This is a genomic window from Paenibacillus vietnamensis (genome assembly GCF_020169515.1).
GTDB classification, from domain to species: Bacteria; Bacillota; Bacilli; order Paenibacillales; family Paenibacillaceae; genus Pristimantibacillus; species Pristimantibacillus vietnamensis.
Map to the genome: position 1 here is coordinate 214,125 of NZ_JAHMHW010000007.1, position 15,971 is coordinate 230,095.

Genomic DNA, 15,971 nt, shown 5'->3' on the forward strand with positions numbered 1-15,971 from the left:
GAGGCTGACAGCCATGAACGTACTTATTCCCTCCTACGAGCCAGACGAACGGCTGATCGGGCTGATCAAGCAGCTGCAGGCAAGCGGCAGCTTCAGCATCGTTGTCGTCGACGACGGCAGCGGCGCCGCTTATCGCGATCTGTTCCGGGAGGCCCGCGAGCTCGGCTGCACCCTTATTACACATTCGGCGAACAAGGGAAAGGGCTGCGCGCTCAAGACGGGCTTCCGCTACTTCCTGGAGAAAGAAACGGCGGAAGGCATCGTCTGCGCCGACAGCGACGGGCAGCATCTGCCGAAGGATATTATCCGCATTGCGCGCTCTCTCAGCGAGCATCCGCAGCATATCGTTTTGGGCGGCCGCCGATTTACGGGCTCCATCCCGCTGCGCAGCCGCTTCGGCAATGCCGTCACCCGGATCATCTTTGCGGCCGCCACCGGCAACCGGATTTACGACACGCAGACAGGTCTGCGCGGCTACTCGCCGGAAATGCTTGGCTGGCTGCTGCAGGTACCCGGGGAGCGATTCGAGTACGAGATGAATCTGCTGCTGGAGGCGCTGGAGGCCGGTTATGGCTTTCATGAGGTGCCGATCGATACGGTCTATCTGGACCGCAACGAATCGTCTCACTTCCGGCCGATCGCGGATTCGGCAAGAGTCTATTTGCCCTTCCTGAAATTCAGCGCTTCCTCCGTTCTGTCTGCGGCGGTCGATTTTCTGCTCGTCCTGCTCATCCATTCCTTCAGCGCCAGCCTGCTGCTTGCGGTCTGGGGCGCCCGGGCGGCGAGCTCCGTCTTCAACTACGCCATGAACCGGCAATACGTGTTCGGCAGCGGAAGCCAATCCCGGCACGAGAGGTCGATGCCCAAATATTTCGCGCTGGTCGCCCTCGTCCTATCGCTGAATTACGGGCTGATGCTCATGTTCCATGTGCTGGCCCATCTTCCTTTGCTTCTGTCCAAGCTGCTCACCGAAGCTTCGCTGTTCCTGTTCAGCTACTGGGCCCAAAGGCGATTTGTCTTTATCCCGCGGGAGGAAGCGTAATGGTGACGCTTGTGCCCGCCCCCTCCTCGCTTTCGAACTGAATCGTTCCGTCGTGGTTTTCAATGATTTTGTAGCTGACCGTAAGGCCGAGTCCCGTTCCCTTCTCCTTCGTGGAATAGAAAGGTTCGCCAAGCTTTGCCAGCTTATGCGCGGGAATGCCCGGTCCGTTGTCCAAAAACCGGATAACGAGATTCCGTTCGTCGTCGAGGAACGCCTGTACCTCGATTTGACCGCCGCCCGGCATCGCTTCAATCGCGTTCTTAAGCAGGTTAATGAACACCTGCTTCAGCTGATTTTCAACGCACATCACCTGAGGCAGCCCGGCCTCGATCTCGGAAGCGATTTCCACGTTGTTCAGAATGGCTTGCGTATCGAGCAGCAGGATGACGTCCTGCAAAATCGGCTCGATCGGTTTGGCGACCAGATCGATCGCCTGCGGCTTCGCGAGTACGAGGAGCTCGCTTACGATCTCCTCGATCCGGTTAAGCTCGTCGAGCATGATTTCAATATAGGAATCCTTACTTCCCGCGCCCGCGGAGATCAGCTTCGTAAAGCCCTTCAGCGAGGTTAACGGATTGCGGATCTCATGGGCGATACCGGCCGCCAGCTGGCCGACCGCGGACAGCATCTCCGTTTTGCGCAGCAGCTCCTCAGCATGCTTACGCTTGCTGATATCCTCGGACAGCTTCAGGAAATGGATGATCTCGTCCTTCTTGTTCTTGATCGGCACGAATTTCACCGACTCCCAGTACAGGTCGCCGTTTTTCTTCACGCACTGCAGCTCGCCCTTCCACACCTCGCCGGCATGGATACGCCTGGATACGGACTCGAAAGGCTCGTCGATCGAATCCCACAGAATGAGCCTTTTCAGCCTGATTCCGCTTACATCCTCCAGGCTGCAGCCCGTCACTTCCGTAAATCTCGGATTCACATATTCGATGTCGCCGTCCAGATTCGTCATGACCACCATGCTCGGGCTCTGCTCGATCGCATAAGACAGCTTCACCAGCTCTTCGTTCCCGGTCTTCAGATCGTTAATATCGACGAAGGTCAGCACGATTCCGTTAATGAACTGATCCTCCGTCCGGTAAGGAAGGATTCGCATCCGGTACCAGCTGCCCTCCAGGTTCTGGATTTCCTTCTCGAGCGGCTCGAGCGTGGAAAGCACCTGCTGAGCATCCTTAATCAAATCGTAATATTTAAAATTATGCGAAATATGGCCGATCGGCCGGCCGTAATCTACTTCAAGCAAATTAAATTCCCTGGTGACCGCCGGCGTGAACCTGCGGATGCAGAGCCGCTTGTCCAGGAAGATCGTGCCGATCCGCGTGCTGACCAGAAAGTTCGACATATCGTTGTTCACGTCGGTCAGCTCTTGAATTTTATATTGAAACTCCGCATTGACCGTAACAAGCTCTTCGTTGACGGATTGCAGCTCTTCGTTTGTGCTTTGCAGCTCCTCGTTCGAGACGACCAGCTCCTCGTTCGCGGCCTGCAGCTCCTCATTCGACGTTTCCAGCTCTTCGACCGTCGCCTGCAGCGTCTCCTCCAGGCGCCGAAGCTCCTGCTCCAGCTCGAAAATCCGATGCTGGAGATCGCTTTCGATCGCGAAGGACTGCAGGGACGCATCCGCCTCGTCGGCCAGCTTCACCGGCTCTTCGAACAGGACGAACACATATTTGTCGAAGGCAGCGTTTTTAGCGGAGAACGGTCTGATCTTCAGATCGATAATTTGTTCGCCACTATTCGTTTTTACCTTCAAGGAACGGTAGACAACCTCCCGCTTCTCCTTGCGGACCTTCTGAATGGCGGCTGCGACGGCGACGGCCAGGCTGCAATCGAGCATCTTGTATAAATTGAGGCTCGGCCTGCCCTTGGCCAGCATGAGAAACGGGTTGATGTCGCCGTTCAGGTGGATAACATCATTATTGGTGTCGACGATCATGCCGGGCGGCAAATGCTCTTCGGCAATCGTCGCATGCAAATCCTCCAGCCGCTTAAAGCCGTGGCCCGCAGGAGTCGACGGCTCCGCCATATCCGCCTTGCGCCTGGCCGGGAGCCGCACCGCGCGTCCGTTCCGCTCGTAGCTCAGCGTCTTCGGCAGCTGCCGGGCGTCCTTGCGGCAAAAGATGTTCCAGCGCCGGTCGAACGGCTCGAACAGATCCGTCGAACGCCCCAGCGTTTCGCTCGGCCCGAGGAACAGGAATCCGTCCGGGTTCAGCGCGAAGCGGAACATCGACAGCACCTTTTGCTGTGTCTCGGCTTGCAAATAAATCAGCATATTCCGGCAAGTGATCAAATCAAGGCAGCTGAACGGCGGATCTTTAATAATATTGTGGGACGCGAACACAACCATTTTGCGGATTTCCTTGCTGACCCGGTAAATGCCGTCTTCCTTCACGAAAAACCGGGCGATGTCCTCCTCGGTCAAATGGTTAGCCATGCTGTCCGAGTAGATGCCCTGGCTCGCATATTCAACCGATTCTTTATCGAGGTCGGTTGCGAATATTTTGAAGGAATGGGCGGAGCCGGACTCCTCGGCGTACTTGCGCAGCAAAATAGCGATAGAGTAAGCCTCTTCGCCGGTGGAGCAGCCCGCCACCCATACCCGGATCTCGCTTTCGGGCGGCTTTTGGGCGAACAAAATTGGCAGCGCTTTATCATACAAGGTTTCAAAAGCTTCCGCATCGCGAAAAAAATTGGTGACGCCGATCAGCAAATCTTTGCGCAGCGATTGAAGCTCCTCCGGATGCTCGTCCAGATACCCGATATATTCCGAAAGCCCCGCTTGCTTGTTGATCCCCATGCGGCGCTCAATCCGTCTGATCATGCTGTTGCGTTTGTAATAGGTGAAATCGATTCCGCTGTCCTGCTTGATTTTGTCCAGAACGATCTGGATGAGCTGGTCCGTCGTCCGGGTACACAAAAACTTGCCGGCATGCTCGAGCAGCCGCTCGGCGAACTGACGCGAAGCCGCCGCAAAATGGCCGCCTTCGGTCAAAGCCAGGCTTACCGGCAAGCCGTCGGCCATTTCCGGCCCGATCGCCAGCCCTCCGGCCTCTTCGATCGCCTGCAAGCCGCGTTTGCAGCAGACGGACGCTCCCGGCAGGGCGATGCCGGCCGCTCTGGCTCCGCAATCCGCCGCGAGCGAGCGGAACAGCAGATCGGCCGGCGAAGGATGACCCGGCGCCGGATTGGAGTCGGATAGCAGGAGACGTCCTCCGCTGACCGTAATATTTTTCCGGGACGGAATGAAATAAATCCGGTTGGGCTCCGCCTCGGTTCCGTGCTCCGCCACCGAAGCGGCCATTCTCCCCTCTTCGCCGGGAAGCTGCGCCATAAGGCTATGATTGTCATACACTCCCTGGTGAACGATTATAAATGCAATTCCGGAATCGGAAGGCATGTGATTAAAAAATTGTTGCAAGGCTTCCGAGCCGCCTGCAGATAGGTCTACCCCTACCGTACACAATGGCATCCTCTGATCTCGTTCAGACATGAGCTAATCCTCCTGCGGCGTACCTGTTAGGCTGCTATAAGAAAGTATAAATTTCAATTTATACTTGACTTATACTTCATCGCGAAACGAGCTTTGCTGCCAAAGGACGGCACAGAACCGAGCTGCGCAAAGATGCAGCTAACGGTTCGTGCGTAGCGTCAGCCGTTTACGCTTGCAGCATTCTATTAATTTCCCTATCCGCCTATAATATCTTTTATATTAGACCGAGTGCGGGAAGGTCGTCAAATTCGACAAAAACCCCCATAATCGGCCAAGCATAAACGGCTGGCGGTAAAACTGACTAAACCTGAGCCGAATTCCGATCCTAAAAAATGCGGCATGAATCATGATATAATTAGGCTGCAATTTGCACGACTATACCATCATGGGAGAATGGCTTGCCATGTCTACTATAGAATCCAAGTATGACGATCACGATTTGCGGCTGCGGGAGCGCGCGGGCCTTCTGAATCGGATGAGCGTATCCGATTGGCGGGCATTTTTCGCCCTCTGCTCGAAGCCGTTTGACGGACAGACCCGCAATTCGGGTTATGTGAGCGATGTGCTTAACACGCTTGCGCCCGCCGTGCCGGAGCTCCCTGCCGCCGTACTCGCTGCAGTCAAGCTGAACGCTTACCATTATCTGCTGAAAAAGCTGCTCCGCGAGCCGCTGCCCGATACGCAAGGGGAGATTGCCGGCGGCCGTCAATTCGTGGGCTATCATACCCGCGAGGCGGCAAGCGGCCTTGTCCGGGATATGGGAGAAATTCTAAAGGAAGGGCATAACTCCGCTGAGCTCAAAGGATGCCTGCCGCTCCTCATGGATACGCTGGCCGTCATGCGTACGGAGATGCTGGCGGATGCGCCCGATCCGGACCATTTTTTCTTCCAGACCTATATCCGGCTGTGGGAGGGCTGGATCGCCCCGCTGACGGGAGACGCCGGCTCCTGCGCCGAGGAGCTCGACCGGCTGCTGAAAGCCGCCGGGAATAAGCCGTCCGGCATAAACCAATACAACCTGCTGTCGGCCCAGAGCAGTATGCTGTTCGGCCTGTCTCGTGACAGCGAAGCGATTTCCCTGCTGGAACGGCTGGCGGAGAAGCACCCCGTCGACGAGGCCCGCCTGTTTCAATACTTAAACGAGCTGTCCCGGACGCAGCAGTGGCGAAGGCTTGCGCAATGGCTGACGGACACGGCTCATCTCTTTGCCGGGCGGAGCCTGCGGGCGTTGACTCCTTTTTTTGCTTACTGGGATGAAGTGATCCGCCAGCTGCCCGACACGGAGGAAGCGATGTGGCGCACGCTGGAAAGCCTGTACCCCGCCTCCAAAACTCTATATATGAACAAGCTGTACGAGCTTGGAAAATGGCGGAAGTGGATGGATATTCAGCTTAGCACCGGCAGCGAGCCGCTCGATTTCCGCGCCGATACGTATAAGCCGATTGAGAAATACGAACCGGAGCTGCTGCTCCCCTACTATCATCAGGCTGTCGAGCGCCATGTGGCCGCCAAAAGCCGCGACGGCTATAAATTGGCGGTCAAGCTGCTCAAGCGTCTGGCGAAGCTGTACAAAAAAATGAAAAGGGACGCGGACTGGGAACGGTTTCTCGATTCCTTCCTGAACCGTCACAGCCGGCTTCGCGCGCTTCATGAAGAAATGAGAAAAGGAAAACTGATCGAATGACCATATCTATGAGAGCCTGTCACATTCGGCTGAATTTAACTTCCTACGGCGATGCGCTCCTTTACGGGCACACGGGGGACGGTGAAACGTTAAGCGGCCTTGTGTTGAAGCAGCGCTTGTTTGCCTGGCATGAAGCATCTTTCTATGGAACGGAGCTGGAAATCCGGCAGACGGACGAAATCGATCTCGTTCTGCTGCCCGCCGAGCAGGTCCTTCCGTTCTTCGCCGAACTAAAGCTGCTTGAGCACGTGGCCTGGAATTGGGAAGGACAGGCGGAGCCGCTTCTCCGGCTTGCGCCGCAGCTGGCCGCCGCCATTGAGGAACGGCAATACGTCCCCAGCTTCGACGCGTTCCGGGCCGGCAAGCTGCAGTGGAGCTGGAATGCCGCGTCGGCGCTTGGCAAGGCGCTGGAGCAGGAGGAGGCCGGCTTTGCGGAAGCGCTGCGCGCCGCTTTCTCGGCCGCCGTATTCGAGCGGCATTACGGCTCGGAAGCGGCGGATGCCGATCTGCGGAGGGAATATCCGCGGCTGTTCGCCCGGCACACCCCACCTGCCGGCATCGATGAGCAGGCCTGGCTGGTCGCGGTCGGCTGGACGGCCGACGCCGCCCCGTTCCGCCCTGTTCTGCAGCTGATTGAGCCCGAAGATGCGGACGGCAGCTGGGAGCTTAAGCTCGTGCTGCAGGATAAGCACGACGAATCCATGCTTGCTCCCGTCCGGATTTCTTCGCGCGGCGAGGCATTCGGCTCGTGGCCGGCCGGATGGACGGCCTTTGTCGCCAGCCGTTCGAGCGGCTGGCTCGATAGTCTGCGCGCGCTTCTGCCCGCCGTTTATTATGGCGGACCAAACGACGATGCGCTGCACGGCCTGCTAAATAACGAGGCGGCATGGCGCTTTTTGAAGACGGACAGCCAGCGGCTGCTGGAGGCCGGCTGGCAGGTGCTGCTCCCGGCCTGGTGGGAGGCGGCCCGCCGGAAGAAACCCCGGTTGCGCGCCAAGCTCAGTCCCGATGCGGGCAGCGGCAAATCGGGCTCTCTGTTCGGGCTCGACTCGATCGTCGACTTCGATTGGCGCGTCGCCATCGGCGACCTGGAGCTGACGGAGGAGGAATTCGCCGAGCTCGCAGCCCGTAACGAGCGGCTGATCCGGTTCCGCGGACAGTGGATTACGCTTGACCCCGCTTTGCTGCAGCAAATCCGCAAAGCGATGGCCGCGATGGACAGCTCGCAGGGTCTGTCCTTTCAGGACGTGCTTCAGCTGCATCTGCTGGACCGCAGCGGCGATTCCGGCAGCGGCGGGGCGGAAACGGAGGACGAGGAGGATGACGAGGCCCGCTTCCGGATGGAGGTGGAGCTAAACCGGCATTTGAAGAAGCTGGTCAGCCAGCTCGGCGGACAGTCCGAATGGCCGAAGCTGGCGGCTCCGGCCGGCCTGGATGCCGAGCTGCGCTCCTATCAGCAGGACGGCTATGCCTGGTTGTCTTTTTTGCGGCGGTTCGGTCTCGGGGCTTGCCTTGCCGACGATATGGGGCTCGGCAAAACCGTGCAGCTGATCGCCTACCTCCTGAATATAAAGGAGACGGCCGGCGGGACGTCTTCTCCGAGCCTGATCGTATGCCCGACATCGGTGCTGGGCAACTGGCAGAAGGAGCTGGGACGGTTTGCGCCATCGCTGAACGTCACATTGCACTATGGCAGCCGGCGCCTTGGAGGGCAAGCGTTTCTGGAGTCGCTCGGAGCGGCGGACGTCGTCCTCACCTCGTACGCGACGGCGGCGCTGGATCAGGAGCTCCTGCAGGAAACCGTCTGGGCCGCCATCTGCCTGGATGAAGCGCAAAATATCAAGAATGCGCAGACGAAGCAGTCCGCCGCCGTCCGGAGCCTGACAGCCAAGCACCGCGTAGCCCTTACCGGCACCCCGATCGAGAACCGGCTGTCCGAGCTTTGGTCGATCTACGATTTTATTAATCCGGGTTATTTGGGAACCGCCAACGGATTTGCGAACCGGTTCGCAAACGCGATCGAGAAAGAACAGGATCCCGAACGAACGGCCGACCTGAAGCGGCTGGTCAAGCCGTTCATGCTTCGGCGCAAAAAGAAGGACCCGTCGATCCAGCTCGATTTGCCGGAGAAAAACGAAATGAAAACCTATATCCACCTGACGGCCGAGCAGGGAGCGCTCTATAACCAGACGGTCAACGAGCTGATGGAGCGGATGTCTAAGCTGGAGGGAATTGAGCGCAAAGGCGCGATCCTCTCCGCCCTCACCACGCTCAAGCAGCTATGCGACCATCCCGTGCTGCTCTCGAAGGAAGCGGCCGCGGAAATTGCGGCGGCGCCGGAGGGCGCGCTGGATGTGGAGACGCTCGTCAGCCGCTCCTCCAAGCTCGAGAGGCTGCTGGCCATGGTGAAGGAGCTGCGGGAAGAGGGCGACCGGTGCCTGATCTTCACCCAATACGTCGGCATGGGGCAAATGCTGCAGAAGGTGCTGGGCCAGGAGCTTCAGGAGCCTGTCCTTTATTTGAACGGCAGCACTTCGAAGTCCGCGCGCGACCGCATGATCGAGCGGTTCCAATCGGCCTCGCTGCCGCCAAGCGAGCAGCCTGGCGTGTTCATCCTGTCGATTAAGGCGGGCGGCGTCGGCCTGAATCTGACGGCGGCGAGCCACGTCTTCCATTTTGACCGCTGGTGGAACCCTGCCGTGGAGAACCAGGCGACGGACCGCGCTTACCGCATGGGCCAAACCCGCGACGTTCAAGTGCATAAATTCATCGCCCTCGGCACGCTTGAAGAGCGGATCGATGAAATGCTGGACAACAAACAGCAGCTGAGCGACAACGTCATTGCCGGCTCCGAGGGCTGGATTACCGAGCTGTCCACCGAAGCGCTTCACGAGCTGTTCGCGCTGCGACAGCAGTTTTAACTTTCAGTCCGCTTATACGCCAAAGAATTAGATGTATATCTTGGATGCGTATAGAAGTGTATGTTGAGCAGCGTGTTCGAGTAACTGGATTTTATTTTGTTATTTAGGCCAAACGACGGGGTGTGGACAAAATAACGGGATTTGCCACAGTTATACTTCGATTTTTCGGTGAAACCACGACTTAAGGGAAATTTAAATACAAGAAATCCAGCTAAATTTCCGGTTTCTCCGAAAAAGGTGATAATAACTGGAGAAAATCCATTTGATCACATACGGAGCTGCAGCAATGGGGCGCTAACTGCCCTTGAATTGGGACAAACGGTTATGCTACACTGTAGCTACTTTACAGGAACGGAGGGTTACGTGTGATAGACTTTATCCGAGTTAGGTCTTTGCGCGGCTAATTGAATAGCGCCAAAGCTCTGCCTGCGCGCAGAGGACTCAGGATAGGTCTGTCCATTTTAAAGGTAACCCAAATTGTTGAACATACGACGGGACGCTCGGAATTTACCCCCGGTCGTATTTGCCTTTAGCATGGAGCCTGCCGGGAGGAAGCATCTTCCTTCCGGAGCTTTCTGATATCCTCTCGCGAGCAACCGTCAACACGGGCAGACATGCCCGTGTTTTTTGTTTTACAAGCGTAAACGGCGGAAGCCGTCCTTTGGAGGCTAAGCATATACGTTTCGCGATGAATGATAAGGCAATTTACAGATGTAAAACTTATAAATTCTTATCATTTCAAATAACCCGTAGAGGATGATGATGGTATGGAACAAACGAAACAAACTGCAATTATAGTTGGGGTTGAACTGCAAAATCAGACTGACTTCCCTTATTCGATGCAGGAGCTGCGCAATTTGGCCGACGCCTGCTCGATTGAAGTGATTGACGAGCTGAGCCAGAAGGCTCCCCGGGTCAATCCGACCCATTATATCGGCACGGGCAAGCTGGAGGAGCTGCGCGCGCTCGCCGAGGGGCACGACGCGGACATGGTTATTTTCAACGACGAGCTGTCGCCCTCCCAAATCCGCAACCTGGAAGCTTCCCTGGAGCGGACGGTCATTGACCGGACGATTCTGATTCTGGATATATTCGCGGAACGCGCCAAGACGCGCGAAGCGCAGCTGCAGGTGGAGGTCGCCCGGCTTCAGTACACGCTGCCGCGGCTCGTCGGGCTGCGAGCGTCGCTAGGCCGCCAAGGCGGCGGAGGCGGAACCGGGCTGAAGAACAGAGGCGCCGGCGAAACGAAGCTGGAGCTGGACCGCAGGCGGATCGAGGAGCGGATTACGGCGCTTCAGGCCGAGCTGGAGAAGCTCGTCGCCCGCCGCCAAGTGCAGCGGAAGCAGCGGCAAAAAAACGAGATGCCCGTCGTCTGTCTCGTCGGGTATACGAACACAGGCAAATCCAGCATGATGAACGCGCTGCTCGAGAAATTTAATCCGCAAACCGACAAGCAGGTGTTTGTGAAAAACATGCTTTTCGCAACGCTGGAAACGTCGGTCCGGAGCATCGATATGCCGAACAACAAGTCTTTTTTGCTTACCGATACCGTCGGCTTCGTCAGCCAGCTTCCCCACCATCTCGTCAAAGCGTTCCGCTCCACGCTGGAGGAAGTAACCGAGGCGGATTTGCTGGTGCATGTCGTCGACTATTCGCATGAAGATTACGAAAAGCTGATCTCCGTTACGAACGATACGCTGAAGGAGCTGGGGGCGCTGGACATCCCGACAGTGTTCGCCTTCAACAAATGCGACTTGACCGACCACCCTTACCCGCAGACGGAAGGGGACCGCGTCTACTTGTCCGTAAGGGAAAATAAGGGGCTGGATGAGCTGATCGAGCTGATTCGCGGCCATATTTTCAACGACTACATCGAATGCGAAATTTTGATCCCGTTCGAGCAGGGGCGTCTGGTGTCCTACTTTAACGAGCATGCGCATGTACAGGAAACGAGCTACGAGCCGGAGGGCACCCGTCTGAAGCTGGAATGCAAAACGGCCGATTTCGAGAAGTACCGGAACGATTTTGTTGTTCTGTCTTAAAATTGCGGACCTGAAGGCTTGATTGAGGCCAGTTCGCGCTTTCGTGACTTGCCGATTGGGCTACGGGAACCCTGCCGAAAACGATAAAAGAGACCTCCCGGGGTCTCTTTTATCGTTCAATGTGTGCGAAAAGCGGCTTTTACTGATTCTCCAGCACTGCAGCATCGTACACCGTTTCAAATTGACACTCTATCCTTTGCAGTACCGTACTCCGCTTCAACCTGATGCTCCATCCTTGCAGCATTGTTCGCATAGATGGATTTTCTACAGTTGTTTTCATCATTTTGGGTCAATCCTGCGTTTTAACTGGATTTCTTGTATATAAATCTGCCTTTAATCATCATTTCGCCGAAAAACCGGAATATTACTGTAGATAATCCCGTTAGTTCGCATCCCATCCGACGCTTGGCCTAAATAACAGCACAAAATCCAGTTACTCCAAACACACATCTCCATTATTGTATCCAACCTCAAAAATGGGGATATTACTCGCCCTTTCCGAACTCCGCATGCTCCAGCCGTTTCGGATCGCTGCCGGCCGCCGGAAGCTGGATCGTCACCTCGGTCCCGGCGCCTTCCCGGCTGTCGACCAGCAGCTCGCCGCCGCAGTTGTCCAATATCCGTTTGCAGACGGATAGCCCGAGACCCGTTCCGTTCTCCTTCCTTGTGAAAAAAGGAATAAAGATCCCCCTCAATACCTCAGGCGACATTCCCGGTCCGGTATCCTTGATCCTGATTCTTACATGCTCCGGGGTACGCCCCAGACTGATGGAAAGGCTGCCTTGCGTCTCCATTGCTTCCAGGGCGTTTTTGGCCAAATTCAGAACGATTTGCTTCAGATGGTCGCGGGCGATGACGGCGTGGACAGGCTCGCTTGTCAGCTGAACGGATAATTCAACGTTATAAAGATTGGCTTCCGACTCGATGAGCGGGATCATCTCGGACAACACCTCGCCCACGGAGATCGCTTCCTCCGCCGCTCCGCCGGGCTTTCCTATAATAAGGAGCTCGCTAACGATCGCATTGATGCGATTGACCTCGGACTGGATAAGCTCAAAATAATACTGATCCTTCTCGTCCTTATATTTTTTGCTGAGCAGGGTGATGAAGCCCTTGATGCCCGTAAGCGGATTGCGGATTTCATGTGCGGTGCCCGCCGCAATAATGCCGACCAGCTTCAGCTTGTCCGCCTCGATCTGGTTCAGCTCCCGTGCGATTTTCCGTTTGGACATCCGTGACTGAATCAGCATAAACACCGCATGCGTCAGCAATAGAAACAGGATCAGCATTTTAATAAACGGCTTTACGACTTGCTGACTGGTATCCAATCGGATCATCGAATTGACCCGCCAAGGAACCGCATCCAGCTGAATGTCCGTTGCCACCCAGCGGTGGTTCGGAGCGTTTTCCGGCGTCTGGAATATGATTTCCCCCTTGTCGTCGATCAACTGCACCACTTCCTCGCCGACCAGCTGGTTGACCGACTGCTTCATGATATGAAGTTGAATACTGCCGACGAGCACGCCTTTGACGGCTCCGGACTTATCCATGGTGGGGGTTGCAATCGAAAAAACGTACCTGCCCGTTACCCTGCCGCGATGGGCATCCGATACCTGGGTTTTCCCGGTTAGCAGCGCCCTCTGAAAATAATCGCGGTCCGCTAGGTTGATTTTTTGGGGAAGGGGATTGGAGCTTTGGAGAATTTCGCCGCTCACATCGGTCCAATAGAAACCGGAAAACCGTGGATCCTTCTCGTGCGTAGCGAGCAGCAGCTCTTCGACGGCCGGGTCCGCTTCCGACTGATAGCTGAGCATCATGGCCAGACTTTCCAGCCTGCCGATCGTCGAGCTCATAAAGCTTTCAATGTTCAATGCATGAATCATCGTATTCCGGCTGGACACTTCCTCGAGCACATCCTGAACGACATTCATCCGGTACTGCAGGTATGTATAGCTGAATAAGCAAAGCGGCAAAACGACAACAATCAAATATAAGAAGACCTTATTCCGATTCCTGGCTGCCTTAACGAACATGCTCATGCAAGAGTCTCCTTTATAAGAAACGGCGAAAAAGATGCCCAAACAGGCATCTTTTTTGTTAAATTGTTGCTATCAGTTTAACATCATTATGACAAGAATCAACTGGAAGTTTATGAATTCGACATGCGTAAACGGAATAAAATCCAGGCTTTTTTGTAAGCGGCGGATTATTTTTTCGCCATGTACTTGCGGATATCGAAGGCAACCGCCGCTACGATAATGAGGCCTTTAATGATAAGCTGCCAGTAAGGGCTCACGCCGATAAACGTCAAGCCGTAGTTGATGACTCCAAAGATCAGGACGCCCGCCATGACGCCGGGCACCGTGCCGATGCCGCCCGCCGTGGACACGCCGCCGACAACGCAGGCCGCAATGGCGTCAAGCTCGTACATATTGCCGTAGTTATTCGTCGCTCCGCCGGTCCTGGCCGCTTCGAGAACGCCCGCAAGGCCGTACAGCGCGCCGGAAATCGCATAGATGGCGATCAGATTGCGTGCTACGTTAATGCCCGAGACATGCGCCGCCTGAACGTTTCCGCCGATGGCGTACATGTTTTTGCCGAGACGGGTTTTATTGAACACGACCCAGCAGATCAAAGCGACGGCGATCGCGACAATGACGATATATGGGATGGAATACCCGCCGCCCAGATCGATGAAGCCGGAGCCCCATTTGGTGAAATCCGCCCGCAGGCCGCCGATCGGCTGCGACTGGTTCGGCTCCATGTCGAAATAAATGGAGTTGACGCCGTAGATGCCGACCATCGTGCCCAGTGTCGCGATAAAAGGAGGCACATGGAACTTGGCGATAATGAAGCCGTTCACAAGCCCGACGAGCAGACCGGCGGCAATGCCGATCAGAATCGGGATGCCTACCCACAGATGCGGAAGATCCGGGAAAAACCGGCTCGCATACGTATCGATCTGAAGCATGGAAGCCGAGATGACGGCCGTCAGCCCGACGACGCGTCCGGCGGACAAGTCGACGCCGCCGGTGATAAGGATGAACGCCGCGCCGAGGGCGATGATCAGTCTCGTGGAAGATTGCTGCATAATGTCGCGCAGCGTCGAAAAGGCCAGAAAGTGCGGATCCGCAACCGCGATCCCGATGACCAGCAGAATCAGTACGACAAAGATGGCCCGCTGCGCCAAATAATCTTTTACTCTAACGATGGCTTGCGTATTCATTCGTTACCCCTCCTGTATGTGCCGGCCTTTGCTGCGCGGCCAGCCGCATAATCTCCTGCTCCGTTGCCCCGCTGCCCTCTACGATTCCCGTCATGCGGCCCTCGCTCATCACCATGATCCGGTCGGACATGCCCAGCAGCTCCGGCATTTCGGAGGAAATCATGATAATGCTTTTCCCCTGCTTGGCGAGCTCTGTAATAATCGTATAAATTTCGTATTTGGCGCCGACGTCAATACCGCGCGTAGGCTCATCCAGCAGCAAAATATCAGGCTCCGTCAGCAGCCAGCGCGCCAGCAGCACCTTCTGCTGGTTGCCGCCCGACAGATTGCGGATCTGCGTATTCACCGACGGCGTCTTCGTCCTCAGCTTCTCGACGTTCCGCTGCGCTTCCTCCTTGCCCTTCCGCTCGTTCAGCAGTCCGGCACGGTTCTCGTACCGCCCCAGATTCGCGATAATCGTGTTCTCGTAAACCGACAGCACCGGAAAAATGCCGGTGACCCGCCTCTCCTCCGTCAGCAGCGCGATCTTATGCTTCTTCGCGTCGGCCGGCGATTTGATTCTAACCGGCTTGCCGTGAATGGAAATTTGACCGGAGGTCACGGCGCGCAGCCCGAACAGCGCTTCGACCAGCTCCGTGCGCTGGGCGCCGACCAGTCCGCCGACGCCGAGAATTTCTCCTTTGCGAAGCTCGAACGAGACGTTCTGGAACGACTTCGGATTAGGCGAGCTTAAGCCCTCGACTTTCATCAGCGTGTCTCCGGGCACGTTAGTCCGCTCCGGAAACCGCTCGGTCAGGTCGCGGCCCACCATGCGGGTAATGATCAGATCGGTCGTCAGCTCGGCCGCCGGCCACGTGCCGACGTATTTGCCGTCGCGCATAATCGTCACATCGTCGGATATGCGCAAAATTTCTTCCATTTTGTGCGATATATAAATAATGGATACGCCGCGCTTGCGCAGCCGGTTGATGATGCTGAACAGCTGCTCTACCTCGTTGCCGGTCAGCGAGGACGTCGGTTCGTCCATGACGATGACCTTCGAGTTGAACGAGACGGCCTTGGCGATTTCCAGCGACTGGACCTTCGACACGGACAGCGAACCCGTACGGGCCCGCGGGTCGATGTCGAGATCCAGATCGCGGAACAAATCCAGCGTATCCCGGTACATTCGTTTTTCGTCGACCAGCTTGAACGGTCCGTAGCCGGACACCGGGAACCGCCCGAGCCAAATATTCTCCATAACATTCCGGTGCGGGACCGGATGCAGCTCCTGATGAATCATGGAGATCCCGCTGTTTAACGCATCCTTCGAGCTGTTGATGGACGCCTTGGCGCCGTTCAAATAAATCTCGCCCTCGTCGGGCTTGTAAATGCCGAACAAACATTTCATTAACGTCGATTTGCCCGCCCCGTTTTCTCCCATGAGGGCATGAACCGTTCCCGGCCTTACTTTAAGAGTAACGCCGCTAAGCGCCTGTACGCCGGGGAAAGCCTTCGAAATTCCCCTCATTTCCAGCACGTTTTGCTCCGCCATTTTCGAATCCCTCCACTTTGGCC

Annotated in this window: 8 protein-coding genes; 4 read left to right on the plus strand and 4 right to left on the minus strand. The window is 56.3% G+C overall.

Features of this window, described 5'->3' with window-relative positions; translation table 11 throughout:
* The first annotated feature begins 13 nt into the window (after nucleotides 1-13).
* On the plus strand, nucleotides 14-1,042 hold the full coding sequence (locus tag KP806_RS16190; RefSeq protein ID WP_224724746.1) for a bifunctional glycosyltransferase family 2/GtrA family protein: 1,029 nt from the start codon (nucleotides 14-16) through the stop codon (nucleotides 1,040-1,042).
* Here the strand turns inward: KP806_RS16190 and KP806_RS16195 are convergent.
* On the minus strand, nucleotides 1,020-4,541 hold the full coding sequence (locus tag KP806_RS16195) for a CheR family methyltransferase (RefSeq protein ID WP_224724747.1): 3,522 nt from the start codon (nucleotides 4,539-4,541) through the stop codon (nucleotides 1,020-1,022). The two genes, KP806_RS16190 and KP806_RS16195, sit on opposite strands and share 23 nt — an antisense overlap.
* A 403-nt stretch (nucleotides 4,542-4,944) precedes the next feature.
* Here KP806_RS16195 and KP806_RS16200 point away from each other — a divergent pair, with 403 nt between their 5' ends.
* The 3 genes from KP806_RS16200 (at nucleotide 4,945) to hflX (ending at nucleotide 11,188) form a co-directional block, all read left to right on the plus strand.
* On the plus strand, nucleotides 4,945-6,225 hold the full coding sequence (locus KP806_RS16200; RefSeq protein ID WP_224724748.1) for a hypothetical protein: 1,281 nt from the start codon (nucleotides 4,945-4,947) through the stop codon (nucleotides 6,223-6,225).
* Nucleotides 6,222-9,146, plus strand: coding sequence for a DEAD/DEAH box helicase (locus KP806_RS16205; RefSeq protein ID WP_224724749.1), 2,925 nt, complete (start codon nucleotides 6,222-6,224; stop codon nucleotides 9,144-9,146). Before KP806_RS16200 ends, KP806_RS16205 begins: the two co-directional genes overlap by 4 nt.
* Nucleotides 9,147-9,913: 767 nt before the next feature.
* Entirely contained in the window at nucleotides 9,914-11,188 is a 1,275-nt protein-coding gene (gene hflX / locus KP806_RS16210; protein WP_224724750.1) for a GTPase HflX, read from the plus strand.
* Nucleotides 11,189-11,673: 485 nt separating this feature from the next.
* Here hflX and KP806_RS16215 read toward each other — a convergent pair whose 3' ends face one another.
* The 3 genes from KP806_RS16215 to KP806_RS16225 form a co-directional block, all read right to left on the minus strand.
* Nucleotides 11,674-13,227, minus strand: a complete 1,554-nt coding sequence (locus tag KP806_RS16215; RefSeq protein ID WP_224724751.1) for an ATP-binding protein — start codon at nucleotides 13,225-13,227, stop codon at nucleotides 11,674-11,676.
* Nucleotides 13,228-13,394: 167 nt separating this feature from the next.
* Complete coding sequence (mglC, locus tag KP806_RS16220) at nucleotides 13,395-14,414, minus strand: galactose/methyl galactoside ABC transporter permease MglC (protein ID WP_224724752.1); 1,020 nt, start codon at nucleotides 14,412-14,414, stop codon at nucleotides 13,395-13,397.
* A complete protein-coding gene (locus KP806_RS16225; RefSeq protein ID WP_224724753.1) occupies nucleotides 14,392-15,948 on the minus strand; it encodes a sugar ABC transporter ATP-binding protein in 1,557 nt (518 codons plus the stop codon). The genes mglC and KP806_RS16225 overlap by 23 nt, the downstream gene beginning before the upstream one ends.
* Nucleotides 15,949-15,971: the final 23 nt, after the last annotated feature.

Excerpts from the sequence above, each read along its gene's own strand:
- KP806_RS16205 (WP_224724749.1), top strand. The coding sequence starts at position 6,222 with ATGACCATATCTATGAGAGCCTGTCACATTCGGCTGAATTTAACTTCC.
- hflX (WP_224724750.1), top strand. The coding sequence starts at position 9,914 with ATGGAACAAACGAAACAAACTGCAATTATAGTTGGGGTTGAACTGCAA.
- KP806_RS16215 (WP_224724751.1), bottom strand. The coding sequence starts at position 13,227 with ATGAGCATGTTCGTTAAGGCAGCCAGGAATCGGAATAAGGTCTTCTTA.
- KP806_RS16195 (WP_224724747.1), bottom strand. The coding sequence starts at position 4,541 with ATGTCTGAACGAGATCAGAGGATGCCATTGTGTACGGTAGGGGTAGAC.
- KP806_RS16200 (WP_224724748.1), top strand. The coding sequence starts at position 4,945 with ATGTCTACTATAGAATCCAAGTATGACGATCACGATTTGCGGCTGCGG.
- KP806_RS16190 (WP_224724746.1), top strand. The coding sequence starts at position 14 with ATGAACGTACTTATTCCCTCCTACGAGCCAGACGAACGGCTGATCGGG.
- KP806_RS16225 (WP_224724753.1), bottom strand. The coding sequence starts at position 15,948 with ATGGCGGAGCAAAACGTGCTGGAAATGAGGGGAATTTCGAAGGCTTTC.
- mglC (WP_224724752.1), bottom strand. The coding sequence starts at position 14,414 with ATGAATACGCAAGCCATCGTTAGAGTAAAAGATTATTTGGCGCAGCGG.